The 15,697-nt window shown below is 62.9% G+C and carries 15 protein-coding genes, 1 tRNA gene and 1 pseudogene; 5 read left to right on the forward strand and 12 right to left on the reverse strand.

What is annotated here, in order from left to right; translation table 11 throughout:
• Positions 1 to 9: 9 nt before the first annotated feature.
• Together QMK17_RS09095 and QMK17_RS09100 are read left to right on the forward strand one after the other, a co-directional pair.
• The gene (locus QMK17_RS09095) at positions 10 to 369 is read left to right on the forward strand and encodes a YybH family protein (RefSeq protein ID WP_283508404.1); all 360 of its coding nucleotides are present in this window, start codon (positions 10 to 12) and stop codon (positions 367 to 369) included.
• A gap of 49 nt (positions 370 to 418) precedes the next feature.
• Positions 419 to 2,089: a phospholipase D family protein gene (locus QMK17_RS09100; RefSeq protein WP_283508405.1), complete on the forward strand. Its 1,671-nt coding sequence runs from the start codon at positions 419 to 421 to the stop codon at positions 2,087 to 2,089.
• A 4-nt stretch (positions 2,090 to 2,093) separates the two neighbouring features.
• On the opposite strand, the gene QMK17_RS09105 is transcribed toward QMK17_RS09100, so the two are convergent.
• Entirely contained in the window at positions 2,094 to 2,618 is a 525-nt protein-coding gene (locus QMK17_RS09105; RefSeq protein WP_283508406.1) for a hypothetical protein, read from the reverse strand.
• A gap of 151 nt (positions 2,619 to 2,769) precedes the next feature.
• On the reverse strand, positions 2,770 to 3,738 hold the full coding sequence (locus QMK17_RS09110; RefSeq protein WP_283508474.1) for a LacI family DNA-binding transcriptional regulator: 969 nt from the start codon (positions 3,736 to 3,738) through the stop codon (positions 2,770 to 2,772).
• A 146-nt stretch (positions 3,739 to 3,884) separates the two neighbouring features.
• Between QMK17_RS09110 and QMK17_RS09115 the strand changes: the two genes are divergently transcribed.
• Entirely contained in the window at positions 3,885 to 4,904 is a 1,020-nt protein-coding gene (locus QMK17_RS09115; RefSeq protein WP_283508408.1) for a Gfo/Idh/MocA family oxidoreductase, read from the forward strand.
• A complete protein-coding gene (locus tag QMK17_RS09120) occupies positions 4,901 to 5,668 on the forward strand; it encodes a TIM barrel protein (RefSeq protein WP_283508409.1) in 768 nt (255 codons plus the stop codon). The genes QMK17_RS09115 and QMK17_RS09120 overlap by 4 nt, the downstream gene beginning before the upstream one ends.
• A gap of 180 nt (positions 5,669 to 5,848) precedes the next feature.
• On the opposite strand, the gene QMK17_RS09125 is transcribed toward QMK17_RS09120, so the two are convergent.
• The 4 genes from QMK17_RS09125 to QMK17_RS09140 all read right to left on the reverse strand — a co-directional run bounded on the left by QMK17_RS09125 (position 5,849) and on the right by QMK17_RS09140 (position 8,505).
• On the reverse strand, positions 5,849 to 6,685 hold the full coding sequence (locus QMK17_RS09125) for an undecaprenyl-diphosphate phosphatase (RefSeq protein WP_283508410.1): 837 nt from the start codon (positions 6,683 to 6,685) through the stop codon (positions 5,849 to 5,851).
• Positions 6,686 to 6,805: 120 nt separating this feature from the next.
• On the reverse strand, positions 6,806 to 8,062 hold the full coding sequence (locus QMK17_RS09130; RefSeq protein WP_283508412.1) for a COG4705 family protein: 1,257 nt from the start codon (positions 8,060 to 8,062) through the stop codon (positions 6,806 to 6,808).
• Positions 8,063 to 8,200: 138 nt separating this feature from the next.
• Positions 8,201 to 8,276 (reverse strand) — tRNA-Thr (locus QMK17_RS09135).
• A gap of 67 nt (positions 8,277 to 8,343) precedes the next feature.
• Positions 8,344 to 8,505, reverse strand: a complete 162-nt coding sequence (locus QMK17_RS09140) for a hypothetical protein (RefSeq protein WP_283508414.1) — start codon at positions 8,503 to 8,505, stop codon at positions 8,344 to 8,346.
• 17 nt (positions 8,506 to 8,522) lie between these two features.
• Between QMK17_RS09140 and QMK17_RS09145 the strand changes: the two are divergent.
• Positions 8,523 to 8,594, forward strand: a pseudogene (locus tag QMK17_RS09145) (CGNR zinc finger domain-containing protein); the annotation flags it as partial.
• 94 nt (positions 8,595 to 8,688) lie between these two features.
• On the opposite strand, the gene QMK17_RS09150 reads toward QMK17_RS09145, so the two are convergent.
• The 6 genes from QMK17_RS09150 to QMK17_RS09175 form a co-directional block, all read right to left on the reverse strand.
• Positions 8,689 to 9,876, reverse strand: a complete 1,188-nt coding sequence (locus QMK17_RS09150) for a DNA polymerase III subunit delta' (RefSeq protein ID WP_283508415.1) — start codon at positions 9,874 to 9,876, stop codon at positions 8,689 to 8,691.
• Between the two features lie 67 nt (positions 9,877 to 9,943).
• Positions 9,944 to 10,312, reverse strand: coding sequence for a hypothetical protein (locus QMK17_RS09155; protein ID WP_283508418.1), 369 nt, complete (start codon positions 10,310 to 10,312; stop codon positions 9,944 to 9,946).
• 153 nt (positions 10,313 to 10,465) lie between these two features.
• Positions 10,466 to 11,182 carry a DUF3558 family protein gene (locus QMK17_RS09160; protein ID WP_336620139.1) on the reverse strand — a complete coding sequence of 239 codons (717 nt, stop codon included), beginning with the start codon at positions 11,180 to 11,182 and terminating at the stop codon, positions 10,466 to 10,468.
• A gap of 27 nt (positions 11,183 to 11,209) precedes the next feature.
• Positions 11,210 to 14,203 (reverse strand): type I DNA topoisomerase, encoded by a 2,994-nt coding sequence (topA, locus tag QMK17_RS09165; RefSeq protein ID WP_283508420.1) that lies wholly within the window; start codon positions 14,201 to 14,203, stop codon positions 11,210 to 11,212.
• 147 nt (positions 14,204 to 14,350) lie between these two features.
• Entirely contained in the window at positions 14,351 to 14,938 is a 588-nt protein-coding gene (locus QMK17_RS09170; protein WP_283508422.1) for a hypothetical protein, read from the reverse strand.
• A gap of 170 nt (positions 14,939 to 15,108) precedes the next feature.
• Complete coding sequence (locus tag QMK17_RS09175; RefSeq protein WP_283508424.1) at positions 15,109 to 15,312, reverse strand: cold-shock protein; 204 nt, start codon at positions 15,310 to 15,312, stop codon at positions 15,109 to 15,111.
• Between the last annotated feature and the right edge of the window lie 385 nt (positions 15,313 to 15,697).

The raw sequence follows: 15,697 nt of genomic DNA on the forward strand, positions 1-15,697 counted from the left end.
GCTTGAAACATGACATACGAGAAAGCACAGACCCCCGAGGACATCACCCGCCTGTTCGTCGAGCGCTCCAATGCCGGTGACGCAGACGGCGTCGCCGCCCTCTACGACGAGAACGCCGTTATGGCCTACCCCAAGAACGAAACGACGGTCGGACGCGACGCGATCCGCACACTATGGGCATCGGTGCTGGCACACGGACCGCGCTTCGAACCCGAAGAGGGCCTACCGACCCTGACGCACGGCGACATCGCGTTGACGTCCACCGCGCCGCGAGACGGCGCAGGCGCGCGGGCGCAGGTGGCCGTGCGCCAGGCGGACGGTTCATGGCTGCGCATCATCGACCAGCCGGAATTCAGTCCGATCGACTGACCCCAGCCTGCCGCCCGGTGGTGTCGCGCCCTCTGACATCATTTCGCAGGTGATAAAGCTGCCGCTACGCCAGACGATCGACGCAGTCGCCGAGCGTCTCGGGCGGAGCAGCGCGCCGCTGAACGAGCAGGTCCAGAGGTTCGATTCCGCGCACCCCTGGTTCCTGAGCGCCGAGGAGCGCGGCAATCCCGACACCCGCATCGCTGCCTGGACCGAAGGCAACCGGGTTACGTCCCTTGTGCACGGCAAGGTCTACTTCGATGCGCTGGCACGCGCGCTCGCCGAGGCAGGCGAGGGCGATCTCGTGCTGTTCACCGACTGGCGAGGCGACCCCGAGCAACTGCTCACCGATGATGTCACCGTCGAAGATGCGCTCGCAGGCGTCGCGAAACGCGGCGGCATCGTCAAGGGAATGGTGTGGCGGTCGCACATCGAAACCTTTGGTTTCACCGGTCCGAAGAACCGGAAGCTGGCCATGCGGCTCGAAGAGGCGGGCGGCGAGGTGATCCTCGATCAGCGGGTACTTGCCCTCGGCAGCCACCATCAGAAGTTCGTCGTCATTCGCTACCGGAGGGGCACAAGACCCGATCTGGCGTTCGTCGGCGGCATCGATCTCGCGCGCGCCCGCCGAGACGACGCCGATCACTTCGGCGACCCGGTGAGCAGGCCGTTCCCGCCCGAATACGGTGAAATCCCCGCTTGGCACGACATGCAGGTACAGCTCGAAGGCCCCACCGTTCGGGACGTCGAGGACGTCTTCCGCGAACGGTGGGAGGACCCGGCGGCCCTGTCGAGGCTGCCCTGGCACGCGATTCCCGACATTCTTCGAGGCGTGACGAGAGAGCCGTCGGAGCTCCCACCGAGCCACGAGGAGCCGGCACCCATCGGCACGTGCGCAGTGCAGCTGCTGCGGACCTACCCCCGCAGGCGGCCCGCATATCCCTTCGCGACGAAGGGTGAGCGCAGTGCTGCCCGCGCCTACGCGAAGGTGCTGCGGCGAGCGCGACGGATCGTCTACGTCGAAGATCAGTACCTGTGGTCGGTGGATGTCGCTCGGGTGTTCGCCGCTGCCCTGCGCAGGTCCCCCGACCTGCGTCTGGTCGTGGTCGTCCCGAAGCATCTCGACGACGACAGCGCCATCACCATCCCGTCGGCGCTCCTCGGCCACTCGGCAGCTCTCGATGTCATCCGCGCTGCGGGCGGTGACCGCGTTCTCGTCCTCGATCTGGAGAACGACCGTGGAGTCCCGGTGTACGTCCACTCCAAGGTCTGCATCGTCGACGACGTGTGGGCGGCCGTCGGTTCGGACAACTTCAACCGGCGGTCGTGGACGCACGACTCGGAGTTGACGGCAGCAATCGTCGACGAGGCACGCGACCCGCGCTCACCGATCGATCCAGGAGGCCTCGGCGACGGCGCTCGGGTGTTCGCGCGTGAACTGCGTCTCGAGTTGATGCGCGAACACCTCGATCGCGCTCCTGACGACGACGAGGATCTGATCGATCCGGCATCCTTCTTCGATGCTGTGAGGGCCGGCGCAGAAGGACTCGACGCATGGCACCGCGCGCCTTCCGCGTCGCCGAAACCACCCGGGCGACTTCGCCGCCACGACATCGAAGTGCCTCCGCAATGGCAGCAACGGATGGCCGCCGTGGCCTACCGGTTGTTCGTCGACCCGGATGGCCGACCCATCGGAATGCGGCTACGACGTCGTTTCTGACGGACTATCGGGGCCGGGCGACCACGGTGAAATTATCGGCTCTCGACTGCGTCACCTCGGGCGGGATCGAGGCTCCGTCGTCGCCATGAATGGCCGTCACCTCGAAGCCTGCGTTCCGAGTCAATGTTCGGAGGCCCTGCAGCGAGGTGAAATGCATGACCGGGGCGAAATCGTGCGCGGCCAACGGACCGACTGCCCAAGCACCGTGATCTTCTTCTCGACGCCTGTTCTGCCGCCAGTTCTTCACGCGGCGCACGGCCGATGACGGATCGAGCACCGTGCGTCCGACAGACTCGATCACTGCACGCGGAGACACCGACACATGCTCGGTCGGCCGGGCGATCTGGAACGGAGACTCACCGAACGACGGGCCGTCCTTGTTCAGCGTCGAGAACACCACGACGCCGTCGTCGGCGACAACGCGTCGGAACTCCTTCAAAACCAACTTCCGATCACCGTGTTCGACGGTGTCTATACCGTTGTTGCTGAACAGGACGAGTCCGTATCTGCCGCTGTCAATCTCGGTCATGGTCCGGGCATCCGACACGAACGCCGGTAGCCCTGGATAGGCATCCCTCCGACGCTTACAACTTCAACTACCGTACCGAGTCGATCTGAGTATTCGATGTGCGGCTGCGCCGCCCGTGCGCGTTTCCTGCCCTTCTGGTGTCACCAAACACTCACGGGGCGGGAGGCCCGCTGGTTGCCCTCAGAACGAGATTGGGCGCCAGAACGACCTCGGACGCCACCTCGCCGGCAATCCGGCGCAGAGCGTTCTCGACCGCAGCATCCGCCAACGCCTCCACGTCCTGAGACACCGACGTCAGCTGAATGTGGGCGATGCGCGCAAGACGCGAATCGTCGTACCCGACAACCGAAATATCCCCCGGAACGTCGATGCCCCGCCGAATCAGATGATCGAGGACACCCGTCGCCGAGTTGTCATTGAACGCCACCACAGCGGTCGGCCGTACACCGGTGGCCAGGAGCAACTTCATCCCTTCGGCGCCATCGGTTTCCGTGACTCCCCCCGGGGTGACTCGCGCGTCGAGACCATGGCGATGCATGGCATCGAGAAAGCCTCGGCGCCTGCCGTCCGCACCGGGAGAAAAACCTCCGTCGATGTGCGCGATCGAAGTGTGCCCGAGCCCGACGAGATGGTCGACCGCAGATTCCGTTCCCGCCGCATCATCGCTTCGAACGGCTCCGATGCTGTCGACACTGCTGGAGCGAAGCACTTCGACCACGGACGTCTTCGATGCGAGTTTGTCGAGTTCCGCTGCAGTCAAACGGGATCCGATCAGGATTGCGGCTTCGCAACGCTCGCGGAGAATCGCCTGCACAGCACTACCCTCGGATCTGGACGGCGCGACAGCGCTCAGCATGACGTCGTAACCATGCCGGCTCGCCGCCTCATAGATGTGCTCGACGAGGTCGCCGTGGAACGGTTGCTGAAGGTCGAACATGACACCGAGAAGCCGCGAGCTGGTTTGCCGCAACTTCTGAGCACGACGGTCGGGCACGTAGCCGATGCCCTCGGCGATGGACTTGATTCGCGTCCTCGTGTCCGCGCTCGCACCGGGAACTCCGCGCATCACGATCGAGACCAAGGCAGGCGAGACGCCCGCGAGCCGAGCCACGTCTGCCATCGTCGGGCGTACGACGTCCGTCACCGTTGTTTCCTCCCTCGTTCCCCATGAACGGTAGTTGACCAAACACGCGAAGCCCTCTAGCGTTCTTCAACTAGAACGTACTAGTAGTCCCCGAGCAGCGATTACGTCCCTGGAGTATTCACATGTCACTTACTGTCGCCACCGTTCATGTGGCCCTGATCGGCGCAGGCCGAATCGGAAGGAATCACGCCGAAATCATCGCCCGCCGGGTCCCCGGCGCAGAGTTGGTCGCCGTCATCGACCCTGTCGAAGGGGCGGCCAGGCTTCTCGCCGACAGCCTCGAGGTGACCGCCGCGTACACCGACGTCGAGGAGGCACTGCGTAACGACACCATCGACGCCGTCGTCATCGCGGCGCCCGCACGCAGCCACACCGATCTGGTAGTCATGGCCGCAGCGGCGGGCAAACACATCTTCGTCGAGAAACCGATGGCCGTCACCCTCGATGATGCGGATCGTGCGATCGCAGCGGCCGACGAGGCCGGGGTCGTTCTGCAGGTCGGCTTCAATCGACGTTTCGCACCGGGCTTCGTTGCGGCCCGCGCTGCCATCGATGACGGAAAGATCGGGAAGCCACAGCTTTTGAGGTCGCTGACCCGCGATCCCGGTCCTTTTACTGCCGATCCTTCGAGGATTCCACCCTGGACAATTTTCTTCGAGACGTTGATTCACGACTTCGATGCGGTGCTGTTCCTCAACCCCGGGGCCCGCGCAGTGCGTGTCACAGCAATCGCCGACGCCCTGGTGCGTCCCGACGCTCGCGACAGCGGCCACCTGGACACGGCGGTGGTCACCGTGCAGTTCGACAACGGTGCAATCGCCACCGTCGAAGCCAATTTCAGTGCGCTGTACGGCTACGACGTGCGCGGTGAAGTTTTCGGCTCGGCCGGGATGGTCACCGCAGGCGACGGTCGCCGCACCGACATGACGTTGTACGACGCTGCCGGTCTGCACGCGGACTTCGCCCGAAGCGACACCGACTTGCTGCGTTCGGCCTACATCGGCGAGTTCACCGCGTTCGTCGACGCAATCCGTTTCGGGACAGAATCTTTGGTTACTGGACGCGACGCGCGGAACGCACTCGAGATTGCCCTCGCTTGCATCCGCAGTGTTGAAACCGGAGCAGGGGTGCGACTCGGATGATCTTGGCCGCAAGCGCTGAAATGCTCTTTGTAGAACGTCCTTTCATTGATCGAGTCAAGCGAATCACCGAGCGAGGAATGCAGGTCGAGATCTGGAATTGGGTCACCAAGGACATCGCCGACCTGGCAACCAGCGGTGCGGTGTTCTCGTCGATGACGGGCTATCTCCAAGGTAACCTCACCGAGGCCGATGGAATTGCACAACTGATCGAGACCGCACGCGAATCTCTGCTCGTAGCAGAGAAACTCGACTGCCCACGGTTGAACCTCCACGGCACCGGACTCGACGGCGACGGGTTGCCGGTGCGTCCGGTGGACGTCGTGACTGGGGAGATGTGGCTGACGGCAGTGGAGACGTTGAAGAAGATGGCCGCGCTGGGAGAAGGGGCGGGCCGGGTCTTCACTCTGGAGAACCTCAACCTCGCCGTCGACCATCCCCGGACACCCTTTGCCAAAGCTGCTGACACTCTCGCCCTCGTGCGCGCCGTCGACAGTCCGTTCCTGAAGATGAACCTCGATCTTTATCACGCCCAGATCGGCGAAGGGAATCTGATTGCGCTGCTCGAGGAATCGCTTCCGCACATCGGTGAGATCCAGGTTGCCGACGTGCCCGGCCGTTGCGAGCCTGGCACCGGCGAGATCAACTACCCCGCTGTCGCGGCAGCGTTGCGACGCATCGGCTACACCGGCGTCGTCGGTCTCGAAGGCTGGGCATCAAGTGATCCCGACGCCGCACTCGACGCGTTCGAGGCCGCGTTCGCCTGATTCGAACGTATGTATCAACAGGCTGTGGATAGATCTGTGGAAATCTCGAGGACCATGGAGCTGAACCTGTGGATGGACTGTGGATGAACTTCGGCTCCTCTACCATTTCGGCAGGTAGAGGGCCATGGCAGTGAATTACATGCCTGTGAGTAACTTTCACCGTTTCCTGTGGATCGACGATCAGGTGGACGCGAGCACTCCTGTGGACAGCAGTGCGATCAAAATGATTCCCAGCGCCACTCGGTAACCGACGAAGTAGGTGATCGGGTGGCCTGCGACGAACTTCAACAGCCACGCGATACTGGCGTACGCAACCAACAAGCTCACAATGGTCGCGACCGCGGTGGCCGGCCACCCCACTCCGTTCGAGATGTCCCCGGCACTGGTGGCCGCCTCGTACCCACCCGCTGCAACGAGAGCGGGGATGGACAGAAAGAACGACAACCGAGTGGCCGCGACGCGGTCGAGACCGACGAACAAACCGCCACTGATGGTCGCACCTGAACGTGACACGCCGGGAATCAGGGCCACACACTGCAGGACGCCGACCACGATGGCGTCGCGAACCGTCATCTCGCGGTCGGTGCGCCGTTGCGTCGCGACACGCTCTGCCAGGTACATGACACCGCTCCAGCCGATCAAGGCGATCGCGACAACCCACAAGCTTCGCAACGAACCGGAAACGAAGTCTTTGGCCAGGAAGCCAACCACGCCGATCGGGATCGATCCCACGATCACCACCCATGCGAGTCGGTAGTCGGGATCGCTACGCGCCGAGCGCAATCGGAGTCCACGCACCCATGCTGCGAACAAGGTGACGATGTCTGATCGGAAGTACACGATCACCGCAACGATCGCGCCTGTCTGAATGATGGCGGTAAACGCGGTGACCGAGGCGTCGTCGATCTGCAGGCCCATCAACTTCTCGGCAATGGTCAGATGGCCCGTGCTCGAAACTGGTAGAAATTCGGTCAACCCCTCGACGATCCCCAGCGTAATCGCCTCGAAAATGTTCACGGTGTGGTCTCCTCATGAAAACGGCAGCCGGGAGCATCCGGCTGTCACTCGCGCATCCGATCACATCTCTCCTGAAAGAACGCTGAAGACCGTTCCCGATGTTCGAAGAAACGCGCCCGGCTATTTCAGGGCGTCCAGTAAGGCTGTGAGAGTGGCCGTCTCCGTGGCCGCATCAGGGTTGGTGCCCCGTACGGCGCTGAGCACCTTGTCGATGCGGACATCGAGTGCGGTCCACCCTGCGTCGTCGAGGGGCTGCAGGGTCGATTGATCAGTGTCCCAGACGGTTTCGAGATCCGTCGCCCGCGCCGCGGCATCGCTCTGGTTCCCAGCTTGCACTGCCGACAAACCGTCTTCCACTGTTGTTCGAATTTCGGCGATCTGCGCTGGAGGGAAGTTCGCGATCGCTTGTCCCGGTGCGAGTTCGGTGACCGCGGTCGACGCCGAGGTCTCCTCCTCCGTTGCGGGTGCAGCATGCGGCTGCGACGAAGCCCATCCCAACAGGGCGCCGGCCCCGATGGCAACAACGGCCAGATAGCCGAGGAGCACCCGCTCGCGGCGCTTGTCCGCCGGTTGCGATACGCGGGGAATGCTGTTGTTCACGTCGATCACGTCCCGCCGCGTAACTGTCAGGTACGCCACCGTTACGAGGATCGCGACGAGAAAGATCACACTGGTGATAGCCGTCCCGATGCCGAGACCGTGCTCGGAAGTTGGGAGGGCGAACCAGTCCCCCAGATTGGCTCCCAATGGGCGCGTGAGGATGTACGCGAGCCAGAACGAGAGCACCGCGTTTGCTCCCAAACGCCAACCGATCACGATCGCGACAATCAGGGCCGCGGGCAGTAGTACCGCAATGCCAGGGCCCCAACCGGTGATGCTCGAGGTCCAGTCACCGGCGGCGGTGCCCAGCGCGAAGGTCACCAGAATTGCGAGCCAGTAGAACAACTCACGCGGAACGGTCACGATGCTGTGAATGGACAACGTGCGCTCCCGCGCGAACCACGCCCCGAATACACCAGCCAGCACTACCGCGAACACGGCTGTGCTGACCGCGAGGGGCACGCCCTGACTGTCGGTGAGAATGTCCGTGTACAGCGTGCCCGTGACACTGAGTACGACTACGGTCAGCCAATAGGCGAACGGAACGTACCGCGGCAGACGAATCTGAACGACAAGCACCGCCGCGAGAATCACAGTGAAGATCCCCGCCGTCGTATGGAGCCCTACACCCAGCGTCATATTGATCCAGTCGGCGAAACTCTCACCGACTGTGGTGCACAGAATCTTGATCAACCAGAACCACAGCGTAATTTCGGGGACCTTGCTCAGCAGCGCTCGCTCTGTCGCCGTTGCGTCGGGCCTCGTTGCGTTACTCACAACACGGGACGGTATAGAGAAGTGCCTGAAGAGATGCTGAAGATCGAGGGGCTGTGCACCAGGGAGTGATCTACCTGCTCCGCACCGCAGAAGCCCTTCCCGTGTACAGCGGGGAAGGGCTTCTGCGATGGTATTGCGTGGAGCCGCCTAAGAGAATCGAACTCTTGACCTTTTCATTACGAGTGAAATGCTCTACCGACTGAGCTAAGGCGGCGTGCCTTTCGGCGTGGCTGAGTCTAACGGAGCATCCCACTGAAACGAAAATCGCCTACCGGCAGCTATCAGGCAGGAATGGCAAGACCTTCGACGGGACCGGCGAGCACCGACTTGAAGTACCTGGTCACGTCGTCGGCGAGCACCTCGCTGGCATCCGATTCCACCGCGTCGGCAATAGCCTTCGCCACATTACGAGGGTTGTTCTTCGGAACATCGAGACCGCTCACGCAACAACAGCGGCGTCTGGCATGACGTCAAGACGTGCGGCAACAGCGCGAACCTGCGCGCGTCCCGAGCGCGTCGGAAATCCGGCTAGCTCGACCCCCTGAATCGGCATGAATGCGCCATCGCAAAGGCTAGACGGCTACAAGGGTCCATTCATGCCGGAGGCCGGGGCCGAAAACAGAGCATCAGCGCAGCGCCGCACCCAACTGGGCCACCATCGCGTACACAGCGAACTTCGGCTTCGAGTTCAGCGCCAACGCCTCACGGCACACGAGAATCGCCTCGATGCTTTTCAACAATGCCTCGGGCGACGCCCCTTTGGCCATCCGCTCGATCTGCTCGGCCATGTCGGGGTGATTGAGCACGGCCGTCGACCCATAGGACCTGGCCAGTGCGTCTCGGTACAGACCAGCGAGGTCGATCAAGGCACGGTCGAAAGAATCTCGCAGATTGCGAGTACGCCGCGACTTCTGCCGCGCCTCCAACTCTTTGAGCACACCGGCGGATCCGCGTAGAGCCCCTGCAGCACCCTTACCCGTACCACCGGCACCGAGGGCTGTGCGTAGTTCATCCATTTCGACGCCGTCGAGCGCCGCACTGATCTCGGCGGCCTCGGTCTCGGCGGCCTTCACCATCTCCTCGGCGGCGAGGTACGCCTGATTGGGCCGGGCCGCGGCCGACGCCAACCCGAGCGCACGCTTACGCCGTGCCCTCGCATCCTCATCCGTCGCCAACCTGCGCGCACGCCCCACGTGACCGCCGCTGATGGACGCCGCCCACTCGGCCGTCTTCTCGTCGAGCTTGTCGCGCGTCTGCAATACCTGGGCGATGGCTGCCGATGTGGGCGTCACAAGATGTACGTGGCGGCACCTGGACCGAAGCGTCACCGACATGTCCTCGGGATCGGTCGACGGCGCACACAGCAACATCACCGTCCGTGCCGGCGGCTCCTCGACCACCTTCAGGAGGGCGTTCGCTGCAGCCTCCGACAGGCGATCGGCGTCCTCGATGACGACGATCTGCCACTTTCCGGTGCTCGGCCGTCGCGCCGCGATCTGCACGATCTCACGCATTTCCTTGACGCTGATGCTCAGCCCCTGCGGGATGATGCGTCGGACATCGCCGTGAGTACCCGCCATCGTCGTGGTGCACGCATGGCAGTGCCCGCACCCGGGCACACCCTCCGTGGTGCACTGGAGCGCGGCCGCGAAACATAGTGCAGCAATGGAACGTCCGGATCCAGGCGGTCCGGTGAACAACCAAGCGTGCGTCATCGCCGAGCCTGGGTCCCCTGTGCGAGCGCCGACAGCAGCGTTCGTCAGTTCCGCCTCGACGGTTTCTTGGCCGATCAGCCGATCGAATACTCCAGCCATGGGTACGCAGCCTAGCCGCCGGGTACGACGCTGTCGGTTACGGAGGTAGCAGTGACTCAGGTAGCGGTCATCGAGGTGGCGGCAAGTACGGCGCAAACGTGTAGAACGTATCCACCAGTGATTGTCGTTCCGATTCCATGGAGTTGGTGCCGACGACCGTGACGTTGAGTACAACGGCGCCGTCTACGGTCATCGTCTGCGTTGTATAGGTGTCCTCGTACAGCACGAACATGTAGGTCGTGTAGTCCTCGAACGAGAGCATCTCCAGTGCGGTCACATCAGGATTGGTGGCCGGGTCATCGACGAACGACGTGTCCTGCACCAGCATCACGCCGACCCCGAATGTGGCGCTGCCCCAGATGCAACCACCACTTCCCGCGATGGGAGTGGGGGAGACGCCGCCGAGCCCGAGATTGCCGATCAGGTCCGTGGGCAAGCCGCACGGATCGAATGCCGCCTCCGTTTCGGCGGATGTAGAAGCAGTCGTGGTGACTCCTCATGGTCTGCGGTCGCGGTGCCGCCGGCACTCGTCGAACATCCAACGGCCAGTGCGCATGCCAGAACCGCGACGAGTGTGATCGACCGCATCTCAGGAATCCTCCAGCAGGAGGGTTGTTGCTACCTGGAGGCTTATGCAGAAGGAGCTGAACTCGTCATCTGTCATGGTGAACTGCACTGTCCTGCCATCGATCTCCGGCAACGTCACGCACGATTTTCCATTGAGCACGAACATCCGAATCGGCTGTCCGCCTGCATCGAATTCGGTGAGACCGCTTACGCCCGGCGTCGTCGCAGGCGATTCCGTGTACACACCATCGTTGAATGCCGCCGTGAAGACGCGGCCGTCCCCCGTCCACGTGCATCCGTCACCATCCGCTGATGCCGTCTTCGTCTCGGGATCGACACCCGCATAGATGGTCAGCGCGATGTCATCGAATCCACACGGATCGAAGACCGCGGGTTTTGACGGCGACGGCAACGGCCGTGAGCTCGATGTCCGGGGCCATGGCGACCGAGGCGACGACGAGGTTGCCGACGGCGTCGTACCTTGTCCCCGCCAGTTGTCTTCGACGACAGCTTTTCCTTGCACGGTCTTGCTGCACCCGCTCAGAACGAGCAAGCACAGGACCAGTGCTGCAATTTTCTTCCCCACTTGAACTTGGACGCGGCCAGCGTCCGGACGGTTCCCGAAATTCAGTAGGATTTCAGCCCGCCCGGCCCGGTCCGGCCCGCCCCCGACCCGCATGAATGGGCCATCGCAAAGGCTAGACGGCTTGAATGGTCCATTCATGCTGCCAGACAACATGAATGGACCATTCAAGCGACATGCAGACTAAGCCTCTGGAGCCTTCTTCGCGGAAGCAGCTTTCTTAGCCGGAGCCTTCTTGGCCGGGGTCTTCTTGGCGGCCGTCTTCTTGGCTGCAGCTTTCTTCGCTGGAGCCTTCTTGGTGGCAGTTTTCGTCGCGGTCGCCTTCTTCGTGACGGCCTTCTTGGTTGCCTTTTTCTTCACCGGACCGCGAGCACGCCGATCGGCCAACAGCTCCGACGCACGGTCGTCGGTGATGGTAGCGACGTCGTCATCCTTGCGCAGGCTGGCGTTGGTTTCACCGTCGGTGACATACGGACCGAAGCGGCCGTCCTTGATCACCATCGGCGTTTCACTGATCGGGTCGACGCCGAGCTCGCGCAGCGGCGGCTTGGCCTCTCCCTGGCGCCCGCGACGCTTAGGTTCGGCGTAGATCTTGAGTGCGTCTTCCAAAGTGACGGTGAACAGCTGCTCTTCGTCGGTGAGCGAGCGAGAGTCCGTGCCCTTTTTCAGGTACGGGCCGTAGCGGCCGTTCTGCGCGGTGATCTCATCCTTCGACTCCGGATCGACACCGACGACGCGCGGCAGCGACAGCAGCTTGAGCGCATCTTCGAGGGTGATGGTCGCGAGGTCCATCGACTTCAGCAGCGAACCGGTCCGAGGCTTCGGCCCGGTTGCCTTTTTCGCAGCCTTCTTGGCAGGCGCTTTCTTCGCAGCGGTCTTGACTGCTGTTCTGGTACCACCGCCGCCACCGTCGTTGTCCTGCGGGATCGGCACGATGTCCGGCTCGGGCGGAGTCGGAGCAGGCTCCGGCTCCGGCAGGATTTCGGTGACGTACGGGCCGAATCGGCCTTCCTTGGCGACGATGTCGTGACCGGTCAGCGGGTCGGCTCCGAGCTTGCGGCCTTCCTGCGGCGTCGCGAACAGCTTCTCGGCGAATTCGATCGTCAACTCGTCCGGCGGGAGATCATCGGGCAAGTTGGCACGCTGACTGATCGGATCGCCGTCGGGATCGTCGTCGTTCTTGACCATCCGCTCGAGGTACGGACCGTAGCGGCCGACGCGGACATGGATCTCGCGGCCCTGGTCGTCGTCGAACAGTCGGATCGAGTTGATGGTGCGTGCGTCGATATCTTCGAGATTGGTGCCGACCATTTTCTTCAGGCCACCAGAGCGCGCAACCGAGCCCTCGGCGCCGGTGTCGCCACCGAAGTAGAAGCTCTGCAGCCAATCACCTCGGCGCTCCCGACCACCGGCGATGGCGTCGAGATCATCTTCCATTCCGGCTGTGAAGTCGAAGTCGACGAGGCGGCCGAAGTGAGCTTCCAGCAAAGCGACCACCGAGAACGCGACCCATGACGGCACCAGCGCGCTACCGCGTTTGTAGACGTATCCGCGGTCGAGGATGGTCTTGATGATCGACGAGTACGTCGACGGCCGCCCGATACCCAGCTCTTCGAGGGTCTTGATGAGCGAGGCCTCGGTGTAGCGGGCGGGCGGGTTGGTCGTGTGGCCGTCCGGATCGAGCTTGGTGGCCGTGACGGCTGCGCCTGCCTTCAATGCAGGAAGACGCGACTCGGCGTCGTCGGACTGACCGCCCGCTTCGTCGTCGACGCTCTCGACGTAGGCCTTCAGGAACCCGGCAAAGGTAATGGTGCGACCTGAAGCCGAGAACGTGCAGTCTTCTCCGGTGCCTGCCGTGCCGGTGATGCGCAGCGTCAACGTCGTGCCGCGCAGGTCTGCCATCTGAGAGGCGACGGTTCGCTGCCAAATGAGCTCGTAAAGGCGGTACTCGTCGGTCTGCAGCGCGGAATGGAGCTGGCCCGGGGTCTGAAAGACGTCACCGGCAGGCCTGATGGCCTCGTGAGCCTCCTGCGCGTTCTTGACCTTGCGCGTGTATTGCCGAGGCGTCGGATGCACGTACTCGGGGCCGTACAGCTCCGTTGCCTGGGAGCGTGCAGCCGAGATGGCCGACTCGGACAGCGTGGTCGAGTCGGTACGCATGTAGGTGATGTAGCCGTTTTCGTACAACCGCTGCGCGACGCGCATGGTGCGCTCGGAGGTGAACCGCAGCTTGCGACCCGCTTCCTGCTGCAGCGTCGAAGTCATGAACGGCGGGTACGGCTTGCGGGTGTACGGCTTGTCTTCGGCAGAGGCGACGGTGAGGTCGACGCCTTCGAGCGCCTCGGCCAGCCTTCGGGCGCGCGGTTCGTCGATGACGGTGACGCCGTCGGATTTCAGCTTGCCGTCGGCACCGAAATCGCGGCCCGAGGCAACACGGGAGCCGTCGACGTTGACCAGACGCGCCCCGAAACTGCGGGGCGATGCCTCTGCGCCCGCATCGAGGGTGGCAGAGATATCCCAGTATTCAGCGCTTCGGAACGCCATCCGTTCGCGTTCACGCTGGACGATGATTCGCGTGGCGACGGACTGAACGCGGCCCGCCGACAACTTCGGCATGACCTTCTTCCACAGCACCGGACTGACCTCGTAGCCATAGAGACGGTCCAGGATGCGCCGGGTTTCCTGCGCGTCGACGAGGTCCTGATCGAGCTCACGCGTATCGGCGGCCGCCGCAAGGATGGCCGGCTTGGTGATCTCGTGGAAAACCATGCGTCGAACAGGGATCTTGGGGTTCAGGGTCTCGAGGAGGTGCCAAGCGATGGCCTCACCCTCACGGTCGGGGTCAGTGGCGAGGAAGAGTTCGTCGGCGTCTTTCAGCAGGCTCTTGAGCTCTGCGACCTTGCCCTTCTTCTCGGGCGACACGACGTAGAGAGCTTCGAAATCGTGGTCGACGTCGACGCCGAGGCGCGCCCAGGGCTCACCTTTGTACTTGGCCGGGACGTCGGCTGCACCGCGAGGAAGGTCGCGAATATGACCGACCGAGGCCTCGACGACGTAGTTCTTCCCGAGGTACGGAGCGATTTTCTTGGCCTTGGTCGGGGACTCGACGATGACAAGGCGGCGCGGCTCAGCGGACCCGCCGGTGGTATCCCCCGTGCCGTTATTCCGTGCTGCCACCTTGCTGCCGAACCTTCCGTCGTTGTCCTGGTCGAAGTACCGCTCTGCAGGTCCTTCATACGCGGTGAATCCGACATTTTTGCCGGTCCACTTGGTTACAGAGTGGCATATGTCGACCGAATACTCGCAGATCGTTTACATATCTACTTACTCCGCGGTGGGCCAACTGGTACGCGCGTCCTCGTTTTCGGGCGCGGGTCCGACGTTCTCCACCAGGCGCAACAGCCGTCTGCGGCCCGTTATTCGCAGCGCGGGCATGGAGCCGCGTGTGCCGATCAAAGTGGGCGCTATCCCAGCACGCATCAGTGCCTGCGCCAACGGGGCGTGGGTTTCCGGTGCGTGCGGATCGAGCCCGAGAACATACCGCTGACCCTCGACTTCCGGCCTACCCGCAGCGAGCACCCACGCTCTCAGTTCACGAGCACCCGGGACCCAACCTGGCGGCATGAACTTCACCGCGCCCTTCGTCCACAGAGAGGCAAGGGCAGACAGTTCGGCGACCACTGCGGTCCGCACGAGCGGTCGACCTTCGTCGGAGCGGCCGACATCAGCCACAAGTCCGCAGTCGGCGATCAAATCCGAAATCGCCTCCGCCCGCCAAGCCTGATCGACGACGACGGAAATCCGGGCTCCTGCCGCCGAGAGCACCACCTGCCCGGTCGACGCCAGCAGCCCACTCAAGTCGGTCACCGAAGGCGGCAACGACTCGGCGGAGAAAAAGGACAACTGGTTCACAGTGTGGACAGTAGGACATCTACGCGAGATCGGGCGCGCCCGACGCACGTGTTTCGGGCGACCGAACCCGGATACGACTCATCCCCCTTTCGTGATCGAGAAACCCGAACGCGAAAGGGGGATGAAGTACGTATCGATTCGACTCACCGCGAAGGTGAGCGGTTACTCGATCAGACCGCGCGAACTCCGGTTGCCTGAGGACCCTTGGTGCCCTGGCCAACCTCGAACTCGACGCGCTGGTTCTCCTCGAGGGTGCGGAATCCGCTGCCCTGAATCTCGGAGTAATGTACGAAAACGTCAGCGGAGCCGTCTTCTGGTGCGATAAATCCAAAGCCTTTTTCGGCGTTGAACCACTTCACAGATCCCTGTGCCATGCTTTTCCTTCTCTTTCTAACACCGGATTCGGTGGGCAGCACTTACAGCCCACCGGGCCGATTCCGACCGTTGTACTTCCTGAATTCCCCCTCAGGCGGAACCCAAGTCGGACAGTGACTGCCGACGAAGACCCCTTCAGGAAACGCTCCAAAAGCACACCGCTCGCAACAGTAGATCCTGCGGGCGTGATTACGAACACAGAAGCTGCGACCAGCTCAAGTCAACCACGACTCGAGCGATTGCAACAGTCGAAAAACTCACTTTTCGCACAATTTGTTGATCTTGACCGTTCAGAGAACGTCCGTTGCATCGTTTCAGGCCCCTCACCAGGGCCGATGTGGGGGCTCCGGGCGGCGTTATCCGTTCGACCGATAGCATGAAAAC

The sequence above is a fragment of the Rhodococcus sp. G-MC3 genome, from assembly GCF_030063335.1.
In the GTDB taxonomy this organism is placed as follows: Bacteria; Actinomycetota; Actinomycetes; order Mycobacteriales; family Mycobacteriaceae; genus Rhodococcoides.

What these genes read in the sequence shown, in the direction of transcription:
- QMK17_RS09150 (WP_283508415.1), bottom strand. Translation starts at nt 9,876, where the DNA reads ATGGCTGGAGTATTCGATCGGCTGATCGGCCAAGAAACCGTCGAGGCG.
- QMK17_RS09115 (WP_283508408.1), top strand. Translation starts at nt 3,885, where the DNA reads ATGTCACTTACTGTCGCCACCGTTCATGTGGCCCTGATCGGCGCAGGC.
- QMK17_RS09110 (WP_283508474.1), bottom strand. Translation starts at nt 3,738, where the DNA reads ATGGCAGACGTGGCTCGGCTCGCGGGCGTCTCGCCTGCCTTGGTCTCG.
- QMK17_RS09105 (WP_283508406.1), bottom strand. Translation starts at nt 2,618, where the DNA reads ATGACCGAGATTGACAGCGGCAGATACGGACTCGTCCTGTTCAGCAAC.
- QMK17_RS09095 (WP_283508404.1), top strand. Translation starts at nt 10, where the DNA reads ATGACATACGAGAAAGCACAGACCCCCGAGGACATCACCCGCCTGTTC.
- QMK17_RS09120 (WP_283508409.1), top strand. Translation starts at nt 4,901, where the DNA reads ATGATCTTGGCCGCAAGCGCTGAAATGCTCTTTGTAGAACGTCCTTTC.
- QMK17_RS09175 (WP_283508424.1), bottom strand. Translation starts at nt 15,312, where the DNA reads ATGGCACAGGGATCTGTGAAGTGGTTCAACGCCGAAAAAGGCTTTGGA.
- QMK17_RS09160 (WP_336620139.1), bottom strand. Translation starts at nt 11,182, where the DNA reads ATGTTGTCTGGCAGCATGAATGGACCATTCAAGCCGTCTAGCCTTTGC.